The sequence below is a fragment of the Thalassotalea fonticola genome (genome assembly GCF_032911225.1).
GTDB classification, from domain to species: domain Bacteria; phylum Pseudomonadota; class Gammaproteobacteria; order Enterobacterales; family Alteromonadaceae; genus Thalassotalea_A; species Thalassotalea_A fonticola.
The window spans coordinates 2,797,334-2,817,400 of record NZ_CP136600.1 but is presented as its reverse complement, the minus strand read 5'-3'; the positions used below and the strand labels follow the sequence as shown (position 1 = coordinate 2,817,400).

At 40.4% G+C, this 20,067-nt stretch carries 13 protein-coding genes, 1 tRNA gene and 4 rRNA genes; 12 read left to right on the top strand and 6 right to left on the bottom strand.

Annotated elements, in window-relative coordinates; all coding sequences use genetic code 11:
- The first annotated feature begins 185 nt into the window (after window positions 1–185).
- The 6 genes from rrf (RI844_RS11405) to pssA all read left to right on the top strand — a co-directional run bounded on the left by rrf (RI844_RS11405) (window position 186) and on the right by pssA (window position 8,797).
- Window positions 186–300, top strand: a 5S ribosomal RNA gene (gene rrf, locus RI844_RS11405).
- A 35-nt stretch (window positions 301–335) separates the two neighbouring features.
- Window positions 336–420 (top strand) — tRNA-Tyr (locus RI844_RS11400).
- Window positions 421–1,867: 1,447 nt separating this feature from the next.
- A 16S ribosomal RNA gene (locus RI844_RS11395) occupies window positions 1,868–3,410 on the top strand.
- Between the two features lie 546 nt (window positions 3,411–3,956).
- Window positions 3,957–6,845, top strand: a 23S ribosomal RNA gene (locus RI844_RS11390).
- A 215-nt stretch (window positions 6,846–7,060) separates the two neighbouring features.
- A 5S ribosomal RNA gene (gene rrf / locus RI844_RS11385) occupies window positions 7,061–7,175 on the top strand.
- The 16S, 23S and 5S rRNA genes sit together here with 1 tRNA gene alongside, the layout of an rRNA operon.
- A 278-nt stretch (window positions 7,176–7,453) precedes the next feature.
- Window positions 7,454–8,797, top strand: a complete 1,344-nt coding sequence (gene pssA, locus RI844_RS11380; protein ID WP_348394798.1) for a CDP-diacylglycerol--serine O-phosphatidyltransferase — start codon at window positions 7,454–7,456, stop codon at window positions 8,795–8,797.
- A 119-nt stretch (window positions 8,798–8,916) separates the two neighbouring features.
- Here pssA and RI844_RS11375 read toward each other — a convergent pair whose 3' ends face one another.
- Window positions 8,917–9,612, bottom strand: a complete 696-nt coding sequence (locus RI844_RS11375) for a 2OG-Fe(II) oxygenase (RefSeq protein ID WP_348394797.1) — start codon at window positions 9,610–9,612, stop codon at window positions 8,917–8,919.
- Window positions 9,613–9,704: 92 nt separating this feature from the next.
- Here RI844_RS11375 and RI844_RS11370 point away from each other — a divergent pair, with 92 nt between their 5' ends.
- A complete protein-coding gene (locus RI844_RS11370; protein ID WP_348394796.1) occupies window positions 9,705–10,100 on the top strand; it encodes an acyl-CoA thioesterase in 396 nt (131 codons plus the stop codon).
- Between the two features lie 77 nt (window positions 10,101–10,177).
- Window positions 10,178–11,539 (top strand): MFS transporter, encoded by a 1,362-nt coding sequence (locus RI844_RS11365; protein ID WP_348394795.1) that lies wholly within the window; start codon window positions 10,178–10,180, stop codon window positions 11,537–11,539.
- A gap of 6 nt (window positions 11,540–11,545) precedes the next feature.
- Here the strand turns inward: RI844_RS11365 and RI844_RS11360 are convergent, their stop codons facing one another.
- Window positions 11,546–12,034 carry a hypothetical protein gene (locus RI844_RS11360; RefSeq protein WP_348394794.1) on the bottom strand — a complete coding sequence of 163 codons (489 nt, stop codon included), beginning with the start codon at window positions 12,032–12,034 and terminating at the stop codon, window positions 11,546–11,548.
- Between the two features lie 133 nt (window positions 12,035–12,167).
- Here RI844_RS11360 and RI844_RS11355 point away from each other — a divergent pair, with 133 nt between their 5' ends.
- From RI844_RS11355 to panP, 4 genes are all read left to right on the top strand, one after another.
- Window positions 12,168–13,103, top strand: coding sequence for an ABC transporter ATP-binding protein (locus tag RI844_RS11355; RefSeq protein ID WP_348394793.1), 936 nt, complete (start codon window positions 12,168–12,170; stop codon window positions 13,101–13,103).
- A 2-nt stretch (window positions 13,104–13,105) separates the two neighbouring features.
- Window positions 13,106–13,879, top strand: coding sequence for an ABC transporter permease (locus tag RI844_RS11350; protein ID WP_348394792.1), 774 nt, complete (start codon window positions 13,106–13,108; stop codon window positions 13,877–13,879).
- A complete protein-coding gene (gene trmB / locus RI844_RS11345; RefSeq protein ID WP_348394791.1) occupies window positions 13,879–14,541 on the top strand; it encodes a tRNA (guanine(46)-N(7))-methyltransferase TrmB in 663 nt (220 codons plus the stop codon). Before RI844_RS11350 ends, trmB begins: the two co-directional genes overlap by 1 nt.
- A 134-nt stretch (window positions 14,542–14,675) precedes the next feature.
- Window positions 14,676–16,310: a pyridoxal-dependent aspartate 1-decarboxylase PanP gene (gene panP, locus RI844_RS11340; RefSeq protein ID WP_348394790.1), complete on the top strand. Its 1,635-nt coding sequence runs from the start codon at window positions 14,676–14,678 to the stop codon at window positions 16,308–16,310.
- 22 nt (window positions 16,311–16,332) lie between these two features.
- Here the strand turns inward: panP and panC are convergent, their stop codons facing one another.
- The 4 genes from panC to pcnB all read right to left on the bottom strand — a co-directional run bounded on the left by panC (window position 16,333) and on the right by pcnB (window position 19,944).
- Window positions 16,333–17,178: a pantoate--beta-alanine ligase gene (gene panC, locus RI844_RS11335; protein WP_348394789.1), complete on the bottom strand. Its 846-nt coding sequence runs from the start codon at window positions 17,176–17,178 to the stop codon at window positions 16,333–16,335.
- 3 nt (window positions 17,179–17,181) lie between these two features.
- Window positions 17,182–17,976 carry a 3-methyl-2-oxobutanoate hydroxymethyltransferase gene (gene panB, locus RI844_RS11330; protein WP_348394788.1) on the bottom strand — a complete coding sequence of 265 codons (795 nt, stop codon included), beginning with the start codon at window positions 17,974–17,976 and terminating at the stop codon, window positions 17,182–17,184.
- Between the two features lie 74 nt (window positions 17,977–18,050).
- Window positions 18,051–18,548, bottom strand: coding sequence for a 2-amino-4-hydroxy-6-hydroxymethyldihydropteridine diphosphokinase (folK, locus tag RI844_RS11325; RefSeq protein WP_348394787.1), 498 nt, complete (start codon window positions 18,546–18,548; stop codon window positions 18,051–18,053).
- 10 nt (window positions 18,549–18,558) lie between these two features.
- Window positions 18,559–19,944: a polynucleotide adenylyltransferase PcnB gene (gene pcnB, locus RI844_RS11320; protein ID WP_348394786.1), complete on the bottom strand. Its 1,386-nt coding sequence runs from the start codon at window positions 19,942–19,944 to the stop codon at window positions 18,559–18,561.
- Window positions 19,945–20,067: the final 123 nt, after the last annotated feature.

The following is a 20,067-nucleotide window of genomic DNA, read 5'->3' as shown; positions in this document are numbered from 1 at the left end:
GTATGGTCTGACAAAGAAATGTGGAAACACATCACGCATTAAAGAATAGAGTAAGTACGGTTTAATATTGTTTTTCCAAATTAGTTAGAAGACTGATGCTCGGTAAGCGTCGGTAGGTCCTGAAATGAATTCAGGATAAAAAACTTCTAGCAAGCAAAAGAGCTTCTTTTGCGAAACGTTTTTTGTCTGGCGACAATAGCACTGTGGAACCACCTGATCCCATGCCGAACTCAGAAGTGAAACGCAGTTGCGCCGATGGTAGTGTGGGAGTTCCCATGTGAGAGTAGGTCATCGCCAGGCTTCCAATTTAGATTAACGTTTATACGTTATATCTTGGAGGGGTTCCCGAGTGGCCAAAGGGATCAGATTGTAAATCTGACGGCTCAGCCTTCGGTGGTTCGAATCCACCTCCCTCCACCATCATACTTTAAGCCTGCTTTCGAGCAGGCTTTATTGTTTCTGTATTTTTATTTATTTCAGTCCTGGCTTACCGAACCTACCTAATTTGGTACCGTCCCAGAAAGTGGTATGTTCTCATTTGACTCATATATCAATGTATCAAAAAACACACTTCATTCAGTTGCACGACTGCAAGCATGCAGGAGATAGATTAACGCAGGGGGCAGTTACCGAAAACGGCGTATAGAGCTTTGATAATCTATGGAGGATTTTACTCGACTTGTTCTTTGCAGGCATAGCTTTGCGCATCAAACTCAAGCACGCTACTGCCAAATGAGGTCCTCGATATCGCTTGAGCTCTTCGAGGATTACGTGGTGTATGTTAATAAACACTGTGCTTACTCAAATATACTCTGAATAAATACGCCGTCACCAATACAAAACGTTCATCCATGAACCTATCGACATTTGTATATCCATATACGTCATTCAACACGATCACTAGCTAGGATGGGAGCTGGTAAATTCAAAAAGTGCTTATAAAAAAATCGCTCATTAAATGCTCAAACATTAATATAGTTCAATGTCATCCCATCACTAGTACCAGCGAGATGTGAATCTCCTCATGTAAATGTTCTTCTTAATAAAAAAGTATCACATTTACTCAAATATTCTAAAATAAACAGGAATTAAAGTAGTCCAAATGAAATAATTAATTTGAATAAGATTAAAGGTTTTGGACGTTATAAAATAAATACTGTAATTTTTGGTTATTAAAATAGTTTTTATACCTACAATTGTCGGTATTTTTTAAGTTGTAAATGTATTTTGTTGGTATATTTATCTTTGTTTGTGAGCTGCCTGAAAGTAATCAATTGTAATGAATAGATTATCTTTTAAACGTTATTACATGAAGGCTGTAGAAAGAATAGTCAATATAGAATTAATTCAAATAATTTCAAAAAAGTGCTTGATCTTATTTTTAAAGTGTCTAAAATGCGCTTCACTTCTTCGGGACATCCCAACGAAGTGTTTTAATAAGTTAAGTTATCTATTAGATGTCTTAACAACCGATGAAACGTTTAAAAATAAACTTTTAAATAATTCATAAAATTGGTTGACATTAAAACTGGGGCGCTTATAATGCGCATCCACTTCAAGCAAGGCTGCTAGCCGGTTTGAAGCAAAGAGACTAACGAATGCGATTAGCTCTTCGTTCGAATAGAACGATTCTTTAACAATTAGTTATCATGCAATTTGTGTGGGCACTCACATTAAGATTGATTTACAACATAGATACCTCGGTATCGAAATCACTTAATGATGATGAACACACAAACAAATTAATTTTTCTTTATTTAGCGATGAAGATTAATTAGTACGTTTTAGTATCATTCGCTTCGATTGATACGAAACATTCAGAATTCATTGAGTAGCATCGCTTGTCGATGCATATGTAACAACTTTTTAATTGAAGAGTTTGATCATGGCTCAGATTGAACGCTGGCGGCAGGCTTAACACATGCAAGTCGAGCGGAAACGAGAAGTAGCTTGCTACTTCGGCGTCGAGCGGCGGACGGGTGAGTAATGCTTGGGAATATGCCTTTGAGTGGGGGACAACAGTTGGAAACGACTGCTAATACCGCATAATGTCTACGGACCAAAGGGGGGGATCTTCGGACCTCTCGCTCATAGATTAGCCCAAGTGAGATTAGCTAGTTGGTAAGGTAAAGGCTTACCAAGGCGACGATCTCTAGCTGGTTTGAGAGGATGATCAGCCACACTGGGACTGAGACACGGCCCAGACTCCTACGGGAGGCAGCAGTGGGGAATATTGCACAATGGGGGGAACCCTGATGCAGCCATGCCGCGTGTGTGAAGAAGGCCTTCGGGTTGTAAAGCACTTTCAGTTGTGAGGAAAGGTTAGTAGTTAATAACTGCTAGCTGTGACGTTAGCAACAGAAGAAGCACCGGCTAACTCCGTGCCAGCAGCCGCGGTAATACGGAGGGTGCGAGCGTTAATCGGAATTACTGGGCGTAAAGCGTGCGTAGGCGGTTTGTTAAGCAAGATGTGAAAGCCCAGGGCTCAACCTTGGAACTGCATTTTGAACTGGCAAGCTAGAGTATTGTAGAGGGTGGTGGAATTTCCAGTGTAGCGGTGAAATGCGTAGAGATTGGAAGGAACATCAGTGGCGAAGGCGGCCACCTGGACAAATACTGACGCTGAGGCACGAAAGCGTGGGGAGCAAACAGGATTAGATACCCTGGTAGTCCACGCCGTAAACGATGTCAACTAGCTGTCTGTAGACTTGATCTGTGGGTAGCGCAGCTAACGCGATAAGTTGACCGCCTGGGGAGTACGGCCGCAAGGTTAAAACTCAAATGAATTGACGGGGGCCCGCACAAGCGGTGGAGCATGTGGTTTAATTCGATGCAACGCGAAGAACCTTACCATCCCTTGACATCCAGAGAATTTTCTAGAGATAGATTAGTGCCTTCGGGAACTCTGAGACAGGTGCTGCATGGCTGTCGTCAGCTCGTGTTGTGAAATGTTGGGTTAAGTCCCGCAACGAGCGCAACCCCTATCCTTATTTGCCAGCGAGTAGTGTCGGGAACTCTAAGGAGACTGCCGGTGATAAACCGGAGGAAGGTGGGGACGACGTCAAGTCATCATGGCCCTTACGGGATGGGCTACACACGTGCTACAATGGCAGATACAGAGGGCAGCGAGACCGCGAGGTGGAGCGAATCCCAGAAAGTCTGTCGTAGTCCGGATCGGAGTCTGCAACTCGACTCCGTGAAGTCGGAATCGCTAGTAATCGTGGATCAGAATGCCACGGTGAATACGTTCCCGGGCCTTGTACACACCGCCCGTCACACCATGGGAGTAGGTTGCAAAAGAAGTAGCTAGTTTAACCTTCGGGAGAACGGTTACCACTTTGTGATTTATGACTGGGGTGAAGTCGTAACAAGGTAACCCTAGGGGAACCTGGGGTTGGATCACCTCCTTACCTTAAGTAGACAACTTAATGAGAGCTTAGGCTCTGCGAGTGTTCACACAAATCGCATGATAACGATTGAAGAATGAGTGAGGCAGAATGTCTCCTGAATTTATTTCAGGATCTCCATTGGCCCACTGAGAATTCAAAACTAAATAGAACCTGAAACAAGTTCAGGAAGTAGATATTTAGTTTTGAGTTTTTAACTCAAATTAATGCCGAGTGCGTGCATTGATTATTTCTTTAACAATTTGGAAAGCTGATATTAAACCCGGTGATTTGTGTTTATGACCTCCAATCATAAACGTCAGCAAATCACCACGATAAACAATTTATTGTTTATCACTGAGTTGTTTTATACAACAACTCAACATTATAACTAGCAACTCTTATCGTGTTGTTAGTTGTTCTTACTCAAGGCTCACAGTTGTTTGTGAGTTTGACACCTAAGTTAAATTGGGATGTCAACATTCTTATGAATGCGTGAAAATGTCAGACTTGCAACTTAGTTCGGTTTAGTCACCGAACAGTCTTAAAGGAAACTTTTTGGGGTTGTATGGTTAAGTGACTAAGCGTATGTGGTGGATGCCTTGGCAGTTAGAGGCGATGAAGGACGTGTTAATCTGCGAAAAGCTGTGTTAAGCCGATAAAAGGCGTTATAGGCACAGATGTCCGAATGGGGAAACCCACCCGTCATCAGGCGGGTATCGTAACGTGAATTCATAGCGTTATGAGGCGAACCGGGAGAACTGAAACATCTAAGTACCCCGAGGAAAAGAAATCAACCGAGATTTCGTTAGTAGCGGCGAGCGAACGCGAATCAGCCCTTAAGCTATTTGGGCGTTAGTGGAATGTTCTGGAAAGGACAGCGATACAGGGTGATAGCCCCGTACACAAAAACAACCTAATAGTGAAATCGAGTAGGTCGGGACACGAGAAATCTTGACTGAATATGGGGGGACCATCCTCCAAGGCTAAATACTCCTAACTGACCGATAGTGAACCAGTACCGTGAGGGAAAGGCGAAAAGAACCCCTGTGAGGGGAGTGAAATAGAACCTGAAACCGCATACGTACAAGCAGTGGAAGCCGGATTTAGTCCGGTGCCTGCGTACCTTTTGTATAATGGGTCAGCGACTTATGTTCTGTAGCAAGGTTAACCGAATAGGGGAGCCGTAGCGAAAGCGAGTGTTAACTGCGCGTTTAGTTGCAGGGCATAGACCCGAAACCCGGCGATCTACCCATGGGCAGGTTGAAGGTTGAGTAACATCAACTGGAGGACCGAACACACGTATGTTGAAAAATGCGGTGATGACTTGTGGGTCGGAGTGAAAGGCTAATCAAGCCGGGAGATAGCTGGTTCTCCCCGAAATCTATTTAGGTAGAGCCTCGCACGAACACCATTGGGGGTAGAGCACTGTTAAGGCTAGGGGGTCATCCCGACTTACCAACCCTTTGCAAACTCCGAATACCAATGAGTGATATGCGGGAGACACACTACGGGTGCTAACGTCCGTTGTGGAAAGGGAAACAACCCAGACCGCCAGCTAAGGTCCCAAAGTCATAGTTAAGTGGGAAACGATGTGGAAAGGCATAGACAGCTAGGAGGTTGGCTTAGAAGCAGCCATCCTTTAAAGAAAGCGTAATAGCTCACTAGTCGAGTCGGTCTGCGCGGAAGATGTAACGGGGCTAAACTATGCACCGAAGCTGCGGATTTGAACTTAGGTTCAAGTGGTAGGGGAGCGTTCTGTAAGCCGTTGAAGGTGAATCGTAAGGTTTGCTGGAGGTATCAGAAGTGCGAATGCTGACATGAGTAACGATAAGGGGAGTGAAAAACTCCCCCGCCGAAAGACCAAGGTTTCCTGTCCCATGTTAATCAGGGCAGGGTAAGTCGGCCCCTAAGGCGAGGCGGAAACGCGTAGTCGATGGGAAACAGATTAATATTTCTGTACTTCTATATATTGCGAAGGAGGGACGGAGAAGGCTAAGCAAGCATGGCGCTGGTTGTCCATGTGAAAGTATGTAGGTTGTGAGTTTAGGTAAATCCGGATTCACTGAGACTGAGATACGAGACGAGACTCTACGGAGTTGAAGTTGTTGATGCCATACTTCCAGGAAAAGCTTCTAAGCTTCAGATATATAGGAACCGTACCCCAAACCGACACAGGTGGTTAGGTAGAGAATACTAAGGCGCTTGAGAGAACTCGGGTGAAGGAACTAGGCAAAATAGTACCGTAACTTCGGGAGAAGGTACGCTCTCTAGTGTGAATCCCTTGCGGAGTAAGCACAGGAGAGTCGAAGTAACCAGGTGGCTGGAACTGTTTATTAAAAACACAGCACTGTGCAAAATCGAAAGATGACGTATACGGTGTGACGCCTGCCCGGTGCCGGAAGGTTAATTGATTGGGTTAGCTCTGCGAAGCTCATGATCGAAGCCCCGGTAAACGGCGGCCGTAACTATAACGGTCCTAAGGTAGCGAAATTCCTTGTCGGGTAAGTTCCGACCTGCACGAATGGCGTAATCATGGCCACACTGTCTCCACCCGAGACTCAGTGAAATTGAATTTGCGGTTAAGATGCCGTATACCCGCGGCTAGACGGAAAGACCCCGTGAACCTTTACTATAGCTTGACAGTGAACATTGCTCCTACATGTGTAGGATAGGTGGGAGGCATTGAAACCGCGTCGCTAGATGTGGTGGAGCCAATCTTGAAATACCACCCTTGTATGCGTGATGTTCTAACCTAGGGCCCTTATCGGGCTTGGGGACACTGTCTGGTGGGTAGTTTGACTGGGGCGGTCTCCTCCCAAAGAGTAACGGAGGAGCACGAAGGTTAGCTAAGTACGGTCGGACATCGTACGGTTAGTGCAATGGCATAAGCTAGCTTAACTGCGAGACAGACACGTCGAGCAGGTACGAAAGTAGGTCATAGTGATCCGGTGGTTCTGTATGGAAGGGCCATCGCTCAACGGATAAAAGGTACTCCGGGGATAACAGGCTGATACCGCCCAAGAGTTCATATCGACGGCGGTGTTTGGCACCTCGATGTCGGCTCATCACATCCTGGGGCTGAAGTCGGTCCCAAGGGTATGGCTGTTCGCCATTTAAAGTGGTACGCGAGCTGGGTTTAGAACGTCGTGAGACAGTTCGGTCCCTATCTGCCGTGGGCGTTTGAGAATTGAAGAGGGCTGCTCCTAGTACGAGAGGACCGGAGTGGACGAACCTCTGGTGTTCGGGTTGTCACGCCAGTGGCATTGCCCGGTAGCTATGTTCGGAACTGATAACCGCTGAAAGCATCTAAGCGGGAAGCAGGCTTTGAGATGAGTTCTCACTGGGACTTTAAGTCCCCTAAAGGGTCGTTGGAGACTACAACGTTGATAGGTCAGGTGTGTAAGTGCTGTGAGGCATTGAGCTAACTGATACTAATTGCCCGTGAGGCTTAACCATACAACACCCAAGCAGTTTTGTTTGAGGCTGTATGGTCTGACAAAGAAATGTGGAAACACATCACGCATTAAAGAATAGAGTAAGTACGGTTTAATATTGTTTTTTCCAAATTAGTTAGAAGACTGATGCTCGGTAAGTGTCAGTAGGTCCTGAAATGAATTCAGGACAGAAAACTTCTAGCAAGCAAAAGAGCTTCTTTTGCGAAACGTTTTTTGTCTGGCGACAATAGCACTGTGGAACCACCTGATCCCATGCCGAACTCAGAAGTGAAACGCAGTTGCGCCGATGGTAGTGTGGGAGTTCCCATGTGAGAGTAGGTCATCGCCAGGCTTCCAATTCAAGAAAGCCCCTAGCTAACGCTAGGGGCTTTTTTACTTTCCAGCCTGGCTCCTAATTGAAAATGAAAAGGGCATCCGCAAGGGGGCCCTTTTTGCATCTCAAAAAAATACACCATCATTCCGCAATGTTTTTGTGCGGAACCTCCTCAATTCATAACGTGCCTATGACCAGTTATTTTCTTATCTTAAGTCATATTTTTACTTTGTAACTATTACAATCTACGCAAATCCGTTTATAATCAAAATATATATAATAAATAAACTAATTCGATGATCCTATCCCGCAAAAGCAAGTTGTCTCTTAAAGATACTATCCCTTTTAATGCTGATGATTTTGAAATAATTAACTCAGCTAATCAGTACCGAACTGAGTTATTAAATTTAATAAGTACAGCGACAACTCGTATTTATATTACCGCACTCTATGTACAAGATGATGAAGCGGGTAGAGAAGTGTTACATGCACTGTTTGCAGCTAAGCAAAAAAATCCTGAAATTGATATCTGCGTTTTTGTCGATTTTCATCGAGCTCAACGCGGATTAATTGGTGAAAAACAATCTCTTGGTAACCGTCAGTTATATTTAGACCTAACAGAGCAGTACGAGCATAGCATCGATATTTATGGCGTAGCTGTAAAGCGTAGAGAATTCTTGGGGGTGTTGCATTTAAAAGGGTTTATATTTGACGATATGTTGCTATTCAGTGGTGCAAGCATCAACGATATTTATCTCAATGTTGGTAATAAATACCGATGCGACAGATACCATAAACTTTTGAATAACAGTCTTGCCGATAGCTTTGTTAATTTCCTAAAAACTAATTTTATTAAAACTGGCTGTGCACCAAAATTAAATCAAAATACGGTGCCTGATAAAAAACAAATTAGGCCATTAATCAATAAATTAAAGTCTTCAATTAAACGTTCACCCTATAAAGTTGAAGGAACAACATCAGCTAAAACAGATCTATTTATAGCTCCTATGGTTGGTTTAGGCGCGCGTGGAAATCAACTTAATTTAACTGCCCGTAAAATTTTTAAAATAGCCAGTAAGTCTTTAGTTGTGTTTACGCCGTATTTTAATTTCCCAAAATTACTTAGTGGTGACTTACGACGAGCACTTAAGAAGGGGGTCGAAGTTACAATAGTTGTTGGTGATAAACGGGCTAATGACTTTTATATTTCAGATCCAGAGAAGTTCTCTACTATTGGTATAGTTCCCTATATTTATGAAATGCTTTTACGCAATTTTATAAAGCGTAATCAGCAGTATATTGACAGTGGTCAATTAAACTTGCATCTATGGTTAGATGGATCGAACAGTTATCATTTAAAAGGTGTAGTAGCTGATGATACCTATCATCTTCTTACCGGTAGTAATTTAAATCCAAGAGCTTGGAGCTTGGACTTAGAAAATGGATTACTAGTGTGTGATCGTAACCAACAACTTAAAGAAAGATGGCTGCAAGAGTTGTCTGGAATTTTAGCGCATACCACTAGGGTCACTTCAATAGATAATATTCAATCGATAAATGATTACCCTGATAAACCAAGAGAGTTACTGAGAAAAATTAAGCTGACCCAAATAGATAGAATATTGAAGCGATTTTTATAAACCGCTTACTTATTTTAAATGCTTGAAATAATCTAATACACCAATTGGAATAGGTATAACGATTGTTATTTTTGAATATACTTTCCAGTATCAAGATATATTTCATAAATGAATTATCTTTATGCGGTATAAATCTTTTCCGCCGGATTATATAAAACCCACGAAGTTAATATGTATTTGTCCGATGATTTTGGAATATTCCCTCTATGCGTATGGGTGAATCCGCAGGGGGCGATTACTATACTACCCGCTTTCGGTTTTATACTTTTGTTTTGATAATAAAAATCTGTTTCCCCACCATCTTCGACATCATTTAGGTAAATTAAAAATAATAATACACGATGTAAAGGCTCATTCCCGTTTGGCTGAGGGTAAATCTCTGAATGCCAGTAGCCATAGTTACCTTTCCCTTGTTGATATCTTTGTGCATTTACTGGTGCCAAGCGAAATAAGTAACGCATTAGGTTCATTGCTTGTGGTCTGCCAATCTCATCAAAATTATCAACGGTTAAAAGTGTTGGAACACCTGTCACAGGATGATTAAGAGTAAGACTGATACCACTTATTAAACTGAAAAAGTACTTGCTTACATAATCAGTAACGCATTGTGTTGTGGCTTGTAAAATAGTTTGCAATGCAGGGTGAAATTCTTGATGTTCATTTAGATAGATATCTTCGCTAAGCTTTTTACTTAAGTCTACACCACTACCGGTTCGACCTTGGTTTTTATGTGGACTAGTGTCGAATTGAGTGATGAATTTTTCACAAAACTCTTTACTTAAAATATTATCATATACTTCGATAAAATCTGTCATAGGTAATAATTATTAACAATCTAATGGAATAACGCTACTATGCATTAAATCTAAAAATTAGCCTATTATTTTATTCAATTGCAGGTATTTGAATGTTTTCAGAAATTATAACCCCACGATTTAGTGACACTGATGCCCTCGGTCATATTGGCAACACAGCTATTCCTATTTGGTTCGAAGGAGCGAGAAATCCTATATTTAAAATCTTATCACCAAAATTGGATTTGCAGAGATGGCCATTGATTTTGGCCAAAACAGAAATAGAATTTCATGCCCAATTATTTTATGGTGAAGATATTGAGGTTAAGACTTATCTTTCTAAAGTGGGTAATACATCTTTTCACGTATACCAAGAAATTTGGCAACAGGATCAAAAGTGTGCATCTGGCACGGCAATAATGGTTTATTTTTGTTATGAAACGCAGAAATCCAAGCCTATACCCGATGAAATGCGCAGCAAATTAAATGAGCACCTCTACCAAGCTTGATTTACTTATTGTTATGATGAAATTTAATTAATCTTCATGTTAAAATAACGTGTTTTTATTCTCCAAATGATACAAGTATGAATGTTACCGGTTTAAACAGTATTGAAAAGAAAGCTTCTTTGTCCTTAGCTACAGTTTTTGGCATGCGGATGATTGGTTTATTTATGATCTTGCCCGTCTTTGCTATTTATGGCGTTCACCTAGAAGGCTATAGCCCAATATGGTTAGGCTTAGCAATTGGCGCTTACGGATTTACCCAAGCATTACTGCAAATACCTATGGGTATTCTGTCTGATAAATTTGGTCGCAAGCCGGTGATAATTTCTGGCTTGGTCGTTTTCTGTATTGGTAGTATCGTGGCCGCAATGGCAGACACTATCTATGGAGTAGTGTTTGGTCGAGCATTACAAGGGATGGGCGCTATTGCCAGCGCAACATTAGCTTTGGCTGCAGATTTAAGTAGAGAAGAGCAACGCCCTAAAGTTATGGCTACAATAGGCATGTTCATTGGTTTATCCTTTGCAGTTGCAATGGTGTTAGGGCCACTAGTCGCTGACAGTTTTGGCTTAGCTGGTTTATTTTATCTTACTGCTATATTCTCGGTCGTTGGTATTCTGTTAGTCGTATATGTAGTACCTAACTCAATAAATACGGCACCTAAAGGTGATTTAGTTGCATCGCCAACAAAACTTGGCAAGCTGATCAAGGAGCCGCAGTTATTACGCTTAAACCTAGGTGTGTTCATTCTTCATTTAGCTCTAACCGCGATGTTTGTCTCATTACCTTTAATGCTCACAAATGTTGGGTTTGTTGTTAGTGACCATTGGCAATTATATTTACCTGCATTGCTAATTTCTTTCGCATTGATGGTGCCATTTATGATTTGGGCTATTAAGAAAAATAAAGAAAAATTAGTATTTTGTAGCGCTATTGTTTTAATGACCCTTAGTCTGTTATTGCTTTGGCTAAAACATGATGATTTCTATTTGATGTTTGCTTTTGTAGTAATGTTTTTTATTGCCTTTAATTACTTAGAGGCTACTATGCCATCAACATTATCGCGTATTGCTCCTGCAGGTGAAAAGGGCTCTGCAATGGGCGTATATTCGAGTAGCCAATTTTTCGGTGCATTTATTGGTGGCTTATTTGGTGGTTTAATTCAAACCTATTTTGACCAAGCTAGTGTGTTTTTATTCAGTGCGGGATTGTTATTGCTTTGGTTTGTTATTGCCTTGGGGATGAGCGAGGTAAAACGCTCTAAGAGTATTAGTTATAATGTTAGCTTCACCGATGAGCAGCATGCACAGCAATTAGCACAGCAATTATCAAAAATGTCTGGTGTTTTAGAATCGACAATAGTTTACTCTGATTCCGTTGCATATTTAAAAGTTGACGAGAAAACTGTTGATATAGAAAAGCTCAGAGCTTTACTTAACTAATTCGAATTAAAATATTTCTACAATTTCCAACTGCTTGGCTCTTGGACCTGGTAACGTAATTATATCCAATTGAAATTTACCTAATAACTCCTTAGCAACAGGTGCTTGAGGAGTTATTAATGTTATATGAATGCCATTAAACTTAAGTTTCAACCCTCCTGCACTTGGGCCAATAAAATAATATAGCTCAGCATTATTTTCTATAGCCCTAAGCGTTGCTATACAACCAATGTCTATCTCATCATTTTCATTAAAATTATTAATGGAGAAATGCTGATATTGTTCAATTTGACGCTTAATTAGTTCTGCTCTTTCTGATTGGCCATGAGCTAAATAGGATGCCTCTAATCCCAGTGTATCGTATTGAGTTTCAGCTACGCTTTGATCATCGGTGGCTGCTAACCTTGCCATCTCAGCAGAATTAATCGCATTTTTTAACTCTTCTTCAAGTTGAATGATAATGGCATTTATCAGTTGTTTTTTATCGAGTATCATTTCGTTACTTTGTTTATAGCATTATTCTATTATCCAATTGCTATAATACATTGATATTTGAGTGATTGCCCATATATCAGCTCTACCTGAGATGGAAATTTATCCGTCGCCATTCAATATTAAGGTAATTAAGATGCAGTTAGCCCTAGAAATTTCCGGCTTAAAAAAAACATATAAAGGCGGCTTTCAAGCTGTAAAAGGCCTTGATTTAGAAGTGTCGAAAGGCGATTTTTTTGCATTGTTAGGTCCAAATGGCGCTGGTAAGTCGACAACTATTGGCGTTATTACATCGTTGGTAAATAAAACCGAAGGCCTAGTGAAGGTGTTTGGCCATGATATTGAAAAAGAACTCGATTTAGCGAAAAGTTTTCTTGGTTTAGTGCCACAGGAATTTAATTTTAATCAGTTTGAAGCACCATTAAAAATATTAGTAAACCAAGCTGGCTATTATGGTGTACCACGTAAAATTGCCAATCAGCGTGCCGAAAAATATCTTAAACAGCTCGATCTTTGGCAAAAAAGAAATGAACCGTCGCGTAACCTTTCTGGAGGAATGAAGCGACGCCTGATGATTGCCAGAGCCCTTATGCATGAACCGCAAGTTTTAATACTTGATGAGCCAACTGCAGGTGTGGATATAGAACTTCGTCGTCATATGTGGGACTACCTGCGCGAACTAAACTCGCAAGGAATTACCATCATTTTAACTACGCATTACCTTGAAGAAGCTGAGATGCTGTGTCGTAATATTGCTATTATTGACCATGGTAAAATTGTTGAAAATACCAGTATGAAAGCCTTATTATCCAAATTGCATATCGAAACTTTTGTGTTGGATATTAAACCAACCGAGCAAGCTCCATCATTGCAAAATTATCCTATTAGGTTAATAGACAACCATACCATTGAAGTTGATGTTGATAAAACTCAATCGATAAATGAAGTATTTAATGAATTAACCACACAAGGGATAAGCGTGCAAAGTATGCGTAACAAATCTAACCGCCTTGAAGAACTATTTGTTACCTTAGTAGCAAATAACGTAGAACAATCAGTGAAGGCTAGTTAATAATGATTACTTTTAGAAACCGTATTGCTTTAACTAGTATTTTGCATAAAGAAGTACACCGATTTTTGCGGATTTGGGTGCAAACTCTTGTACCTCCGGCAATTACCATCAGTTTATATTTTGTCATATTTGGTTCATTAATTGGCTCTCGTATTGGTGAAATGGGCGGTTTTGACTATATGTCGTTTATCGTACCTGGATTAATTATGATGTCGGTTATTACCAATTCATATTCGAATGTCGCCTCATCTTTTTTTAGCGCTAAATGGCAACGAAATGTTGAAGAAATGCTAGTTGCGCCAGTGCCTAACTGGGTTATTGTTGCCGGTTATGTTGGTGGCGGTATGACGCGTGGTATTTTAGTTGGTTTGATTGTAACTTTGATTTCATTATTATTTGTTGATATCCAAATTCATAATGTCGCAGTAATTATTATCACCGTGATGTTAACTTCTGCAGTGTTTGCTTTAGGTGGCTTAATAAATGCTATTTTTGCTAACAGCTTTGACGATATTTCAATTATACCTACTTTTATTTTAACGCCCCTAACCTATTTGGGCGGTGTTTTTTATTCTATTACTTTACTGCCCGAGTTTTGGCAGGGTGTGTCACAAATTAACCCAATCGTATACATGGTAAATGCTTTTAGGTATGGTTTTTTAGGGATAAGCGACGTGTCATTAACCGTAGCATTTAGTGTGATTTCTGTATTTATTATTACCCTTTATACGGTGGCAATGGTATTAATCACTAAAGGCATAGGACTTCGTAGCTAATGTCATTTGGTGATTCAAAAGCAATTATTACCAACCAGCCAGGTATACATGAAAAGCTGGCTGATATTGTTAATACTCATTTAACTACAGACTTTCAAAAGCCAATATCAGAACACACTCGATTAGCATTTGAAGAGATCGATCGCTTGGTTAAGGCATTTGTTGGGCCTGTTATCCTTGATTCTTGTTGTGGAGTAGGGCAAAGCTCACGCATCATTGCCAAGCAAAATCCTAATGCTTTGGTGATAGGTGTGGATAAGTCGGATAACCGTATTACCAGGAATGTTGAAGAAAAATGGCAAGTCGATAACTTTCATCTAGTTCGAGCTGATCTTAATGACTTTTATCGACTCGTTTTTGCCGCTAATTGGCCGGTTGAAAAGCACTACATTTTATATCCAAATCCTTGGCCGAAAGCAAAACATGTAAAACGGCGTTGGCATGGTAGTGCAGTTTTTCCTTACATTTTTAAAATCGGCAAGCAGTTAGAGCTAAGAAGTAACTGGCGTTTGTATTTAGAAGAGTTTCAAGCGGCGTTAGCCATTGCAAATATAAACTCTTCTTTAAATGAAGTAGACCAAGCCGCAGAAAGTTTAACCCCTTTTGAAGCTAAGTACCAAGCAAGCGGACAGCAGTGCTGGTCATTAACGGCAAATTTATAGTATTTAACCAATTGTTTCATTTATTACGCTTAAAGTAGAAGACATTTCGGCTAATATTTATTAAAGTTCAGCGTACTAATCTGAGGATTAAAATTTAAACTAGGAAATAATAACTGGTTTTATTTTGGTAATTTATGACTAATAAAAAACGCGAAGCTCAAGCAACGCTTGAATCATTACATCAAATATTTACGATTCCGGAAGCCCCCGATTCTACTTTAGGTCGTATTGAAGCAGAGATCTCGCAAAACCTAAATGGCTTTTTAGGTAATCATATTGTTGCCACCGAAAAACCACTCACTGAAATAGAAAAAGACTTTGCCAGCTCGCAAATACCAGAGCAACCGCAATACGTATCAGATCACACTCATCATTTACTCGATAAACTTATTTCTCAATCAGTGCATACTTCAGCGCCAAGCTTTATTGGTCACATGACATCGGCATTGCCTTATTTTGTTTTACCGTTAGCAAAGTTAATGACAGGTTTGAATCAAAATCTGGTTAAAATTGAAACATCAAAAGCCTTTACTCCGCTAGAGCGACAAGTGTTGGGGATGATGCATCGTATGGTGTATCAACAAAATGACAGTTTTTATGAGCAATGGATGCACAGTGCACAGCACTCATTAGGAGCATTTTGTTCCGGTGGCACCGTGGCAAACATTACCGCTCTTTGGGTTGCTCGTAACAACCTTTTAAAAGCAGACGGCGTTTTTTCAGGTGTAGGTAAAGAAGGATTGTTTAAGGCTCTAAAACACTACGGCTATGAAGGCTTAGCAATTTTAGTTTCTGAGCGCGGGCATTATTCACTTAAAAAGGCTGCAGACATTCTAGGCATAGGTCGTGACAGTGTAATTGCCATTAAAACCGACTCTAACAACCGTATCGATTGCCAGGAATTAGAGCAAGAGTGTGCTCGCCTGGAGCAAAAAAATATTAAAGTGATGAGTATTGTCGGGGTAGCAGGTACTACTGAAACTGGTAACATTGATCCACTTAGAGAGATGGCCGGCATTGCTCAACAATTTAATTGTCATTTTCATGTTGATGCAGCTTGGGGCGGCGCTACTTTACTTTCGAATAAATACCGCTCTTTATTAGATGGTGTTGAACTTGCTGATTCAGTAACTATTGATGCGCATAAGCAAATGTATGTACCTATGGGAGCTGGACTGGTGGTTTTTAAAAACCCGGAATCTGTCGCTTCAATCGAACATCATGCAGAGTATATCCTACGTAAAGGTTCGAAAGATTTAGGCAGTCATACTCTTGAAGGTTCTCGCCCGGGTATGGCGATGATGGTATACGCAAGTATGCATATAATTTCGCGCCCTGGTTATGAATTATTGGTAAATCAAAGCATAGAAAAGGCACATTATTTTGCTGAGTTAATTAAAGCCGATGATGATTTTGAATTGCTGACCGAACCTGAATTGTGTTTGCTTACCTATCGATATGTGCCACAGGCAGTACAACAATTCTTGCAGAATGCAGATAGAAAGCAACAAGAAGAAATTAATGTCATTTTAGATAAACTCACTAAGTTTATTCAAAAGCGTCAACGTGAAGCGGGTAAGTCTTTCGTTTCACGTACTCGAATTGAAGTGAGCCATTATCATGGCAGAAAAGTATTAGTATTCAGGGTTGTGCTGGCTAATCCGTTAACCACTGATGCAATATTGCAGGAAGTATTGAAAGAACAAAAACAGCTTGCTGCAGAGAGTTTACAGTTTTTGCCTCAGGTATTAGCTAAAGTGATAAATTAGAAGGCTATGCCTTCTAAAGTCACTATAAATTTACTTGGATATTATCAATTAATCTAGCTTTGCCACAATGTGCCGCAGCTAAAATGACTATTTCTGTATCATCAATAGTCGCGGGGTTCAGCGTACGAGCGTGGCAGATATGAATATAATCAGCTCTCATCCCCGCTGCATTTATCGTCTTAATTGCTGTTTCGGTTAGGGCATTATAATCTTTATTAATCAATAATTGTTCAGCTAACCAACTCAACGCTTTATGTAGATGTGCGGCAACATTCTTTTCATCAGTTGATAAGTAATTGTTGCGCGAACTCATCGCTAGTCCAGACTCTTCACGCATGGTTGCTACAGGGATAATTTCAATCGGTAAAGATAAATCTTCAACCATGGTTTGTATAACTTGTACTTGTTGATAATCTTTTAAACCAAAACAAGCAATATCAGGCTGCACTAAATTAAATAGCTTACAAACAATTGTCGATACACCGCGAAAATGACCCGGACGTGACTCACCACAATAACCATCAGATACGTTTGGCACCTCTACATAGGTTTGTTTATCTAAGCCTTTCGGATAGATAATTTCAGGGGTAGGGGTAAATAATAAATCGGTTTTGGCGTTAACAAGTTTTTGCTTATCATCTTCCATGGTGCGAGGGTAATTGCCTATATCTTCATTAGCACCAAACTGCATTGGATTAACAAATATACTGGCAACAATTCTATCCGCATGTTTATGGGCTTCTGCTACTAAGGAAATATGACCCGCATGCAAGTTACCCATAGTCGGTACAAAGGCAATTTTTAAGCCTTGTTTACGCCATTCATTTATTTGCTGGCGTAATTCTGTAATATCACTAACAATATTCATTAATTAACTAAAGCTATGCTCAGGCCCTGGGAAAGCGCCTGTATTTACGTCATTAATATAAAGTTCTACTGCTTTTTCAATATTTCCTGTTTCGGCTAAGAAATTACGCGAGAACTTAGGGATTTTACCAAAAGAGATACCTAAGGCATCATGCATAACCAATATTTGGCCGTCAGTCACGTTGCCAGCGCCAATGCCTATTGTTGGAATGGAAACCGCGTCGGTAATTGCTTTTGCTAATTCAGTAGGAATACACTCTAAAACTAATAATTGAATACCTGCCTGTTCTAAGCCTTTGGCATGATCTATCATTTGCTGAGCTTTATCAGAGTCACGGCCTTGGACTTTAAATCCACCAAATACATTTACTGACTGCGGCGTTAACCCTAAGTGACCACATACAGGAACACTTCTATCAACTAAACCTCGTACGGTATCATATAGCCATGCACCACCTTCAAGTTTTACCATATTTGCACCGGCTTGCATTAGCTTAGCGGAGTTAGCATAGGTTTGTTCAGGTGTGGCATAAGACATAAATGGTAGATCAGCAATAACAAGTGCGTTATCTACGCCGTTGCGAACGCAGCTGGTGTGGTAGCAAATGTCTTCAACCGTTACCGGTAAAGTATCAGATTGGCCTTGTAATACCATACCTAAAGAGTCGCCAATTAACATGGCATGAATACCTGCATTATCGAATTGACGAGCAAAGCTGGCGTCGTAGGCGGTTATGGTTGAAATTTTTTCTCCAGCATCCTTCATTTTTTGCAAGGTGCTTACGGTAATTCTACTCATATTAGTTATTTTAAACTCGAAGTAAGAATATGCGATAAACGCATGAAATTAATTTTTGCTACAGTGTCATAGAATTAATTTAGTTGCAACTGGCGAACAACAAATAAGCCGTTATCATCAAGTTGCATTCGTAAACTGGTTACTTTTGTTCCATCAGGAAGAATTAGGTTAGGGTTTAATTCAGCTAATGGGTAAATAACAAACTCTCGAACTTTCATTCCGTAATGAGGAACGGTTAAGCGTTCACTATTAATTATCTCATCAGCGAACAGTAAAATATCAAGATCTAGTACTCTAGCCCCCCAACGCTCATCTTTACGTATCCGGCCAAAGCCTAATTCAATCGCTTGCAGCTGATCGAGTAACTCAATAGGTGATAGTATAGTATCAATACAGGCGACTGCATTCATATAGTCAGGTTGATCTTGCGGTCCCATTGGTTTGCTTGAGTATAACGAAGAAACAGCAATACATTCAGTTTTAGCTATATGCCCTAATTGCGCAAGCGCTTGCTCTATTTGGACGTCAGGGTTATCTAAATTGCTACCAAGGCCAATATATACAATTGTCATTTTTGTATTGTTATTCTTTATTAACTGGCTTACGACGCTTACGGGTAGAGCGTCGTTTGTTACTTCGATTGCCTTTTATACCTTTGAGCATTTGCTCTTGTGTATCCGGCGCAGCTTCTTGAAAATGGGTCCACCAATCTGCTAGTTCAGCTAAATGCCCACCTTCTACTTCACCGCGTAATAACAAAAAGTCGTAGCCGGCTCTAAATCGCTGGTGCTCTAATACTTTAAACGCTCTGGCGCCCTCTCTGCGGTCGAGTTTTTGTTGTAAGAACCAGATGTCTTTCATCGGTTGTTGAAAGCGTTTTGGAATAGCAATGCAGCGTTGTTGTTCAGCCATAGTTTCACTCATGGCTGCAAAAAATGCATCTTGGTATGGTGTCGGCGAGTTATCCAAAATCGCTTGAACACTGCTTTGTAATTTATACCAAATAACAGCAGCTAATAAAAATGCTGGCGTAACGCGTTTGCCTTCATTAATACGCCTGTCAGTATTAATTAAAACTCTTTCTACAAACTTAACCGCATCTGAGTCGGGCTCATGTTTAACCGTTTCACTAATATGTGGGAAAAAATATTGCAATAAACCGTATTTCGCCAACATGTGAAAATTTTGTTGAGCTTTACCACCAAGAAATAGCTTTAAATATTCTTCAAACATGCGTGCTGCAGGAATATTTGCCATTAACGGCGCAAGGGCTTTAATTGGTTGCTCAGTTTCAGCTTCAATGGTCATATCAAGCTTAGTGGCAAATCGTATGGCACGTAACATACGTACCGGATCTTCTCGATACCGTGTTTCAGGATCACCAATTAAGCGAATAACTTTATCATTGATGTCTTGTACACCATTGGCAAAATCATACACTTTAAAATCTTTAATCGAATAATATAACGCGTTAATAGTGAAATCTCGACGCTCAGCATCTTCATCTATGCTGCCATAAATGTTGTCACGTAATAACATGCCGTGTTCCGATTGCTTCGAAACAATTTTATCTTTATTTGCTTTGGTGTGCGCTATTTTAGGGGCATTATCGTGATGCCCTCTGAAGGTGGCTACTTCTATTATATCCCGGCCAAAAACAATGTGCGCAAGACGGAATCTTCTGCCAATCAAACGGCAGTTTCTAAACAATTTTTTGATTTGTTCCGGGGTTGCATTGGTGGCAATATCAAAATCTTTTGGGTGCTCACCTAACAAAATATCACGTACCCCTCCACCAACAAGGTAAGCATCAAAGCCACCTTTATTTAAGCGATAAAGTACCTTTAGAGCATTCTCACTGAAGTCTTTACGAGATATGTTGTGATCACCACGATTGAATACAATTGGGAATTCAATATCTGAGTTTTGTGCTTTATTTTTGTTTGCTTTTTTGTCTTTAGCGAACATTGATTTAATAAGCCTAGTAAATGCGTTAATAGCTGTTTCCTTAATAATTGTAGCTAAGGCATAGAATAAGGGCGCAATAATATAATAAAGTGCTTAAAAAGAGAACGAAAACCGTATCTTATC

What these genes read in the sequence shown, in the direction of transcription:
- RI844_RS11355 (WP_348394793.1), top strand. Translation starts at nt 12,168, where the DNA reads ATGCAGTTAGCCCTAGAAATTTCCGGCTTAAAAAAAACATATAAAGGC.
- RI844_RS11365 (WP_348394795.1), top strand. Translation starts at nt 10,178, where the DNA reads ATGAATGTTACCGGTTTAAACAGTATTGAAAAGAAAGCTTCTTTGTCC.
- RI844_RS11350 (WP_348394792.1), top strand. Translation starts at nt 13,106, where the DNA reads ATGATTACTTTTAGAAACCGTATTGCTTTAACTAGTATTTTGCATAAA.
- panC (WP_348394789.1), bottom strand. Translation starts at nt 17,178, where the DNA reads ATGAATATTGTTAGTGATATTACAGAATTACGCCAGCAAATAAATGAA.
- folK (WP_348394787.1), bottom strand. Translation starts at nt 18,548, where the DNA reads ATGACAATTGTATATATTGGCCTTGGTAGCAATTTAGATAACCCTGAC.
- pcnB (WP_348394786.1), bottom strand. Translation starts at nt 19,944, where the DNA reads ATGTTCGCTAAAGACAAAAAAGCAAACAAAAATAAAGCACAAAACTCA.
- trmB (WP_348394791.1), top strand. Translation starts at nt 13,879, where the DNA reads ATGTCATTTGGTGATTCAAAAGCAATTATTACCAACCAGCCAGGTATA.
- RI844_RS11375 (WP_348394797.1), bottom strand. Translation starts at nt 9,612, where the DNA reads ATGACAGATTTTATCGAAGTATATGATAATATTTTAAGTAAAGAGTTT.
- panP (WP_348394790.1), top strand. Translation starts at nt 14,676, where the DNA reads ATGACTAATAAAAAACGCGAAGCTCAAGCAACGCTTGAATCATTACAT.
- RI844_RS11370 (WP_348394796.1), top strand. Translation starts at nt 9,705, where the DNA reads ATGTTTTCAGAAATTATAACCCCACGATTTAGTGACACTGATGCCCTC.
- RI844_RS11360 (WP_348394794.1), bottom strand. Translation starts at nt 12,034, where the DNA reads ATGATACTCGATAAAAAACAACTGATAAATGCCATTATCATTCAACTT.
- panB (WP_348394788.1), bottom strand. Translation starts at nt 17,976, where the DNA reads ATGAGTAGAATTACCGTAAGCACCTTGCAAAAAATGAAGGATGCTGGA.
- pssA (WP_348394798.1), top strand. Translation starts at nt 7,454, where the DNA reads ATGATCCTATCCCGCAAAAGCAAGTTGTCTCTTAAAGATACTATCCCT.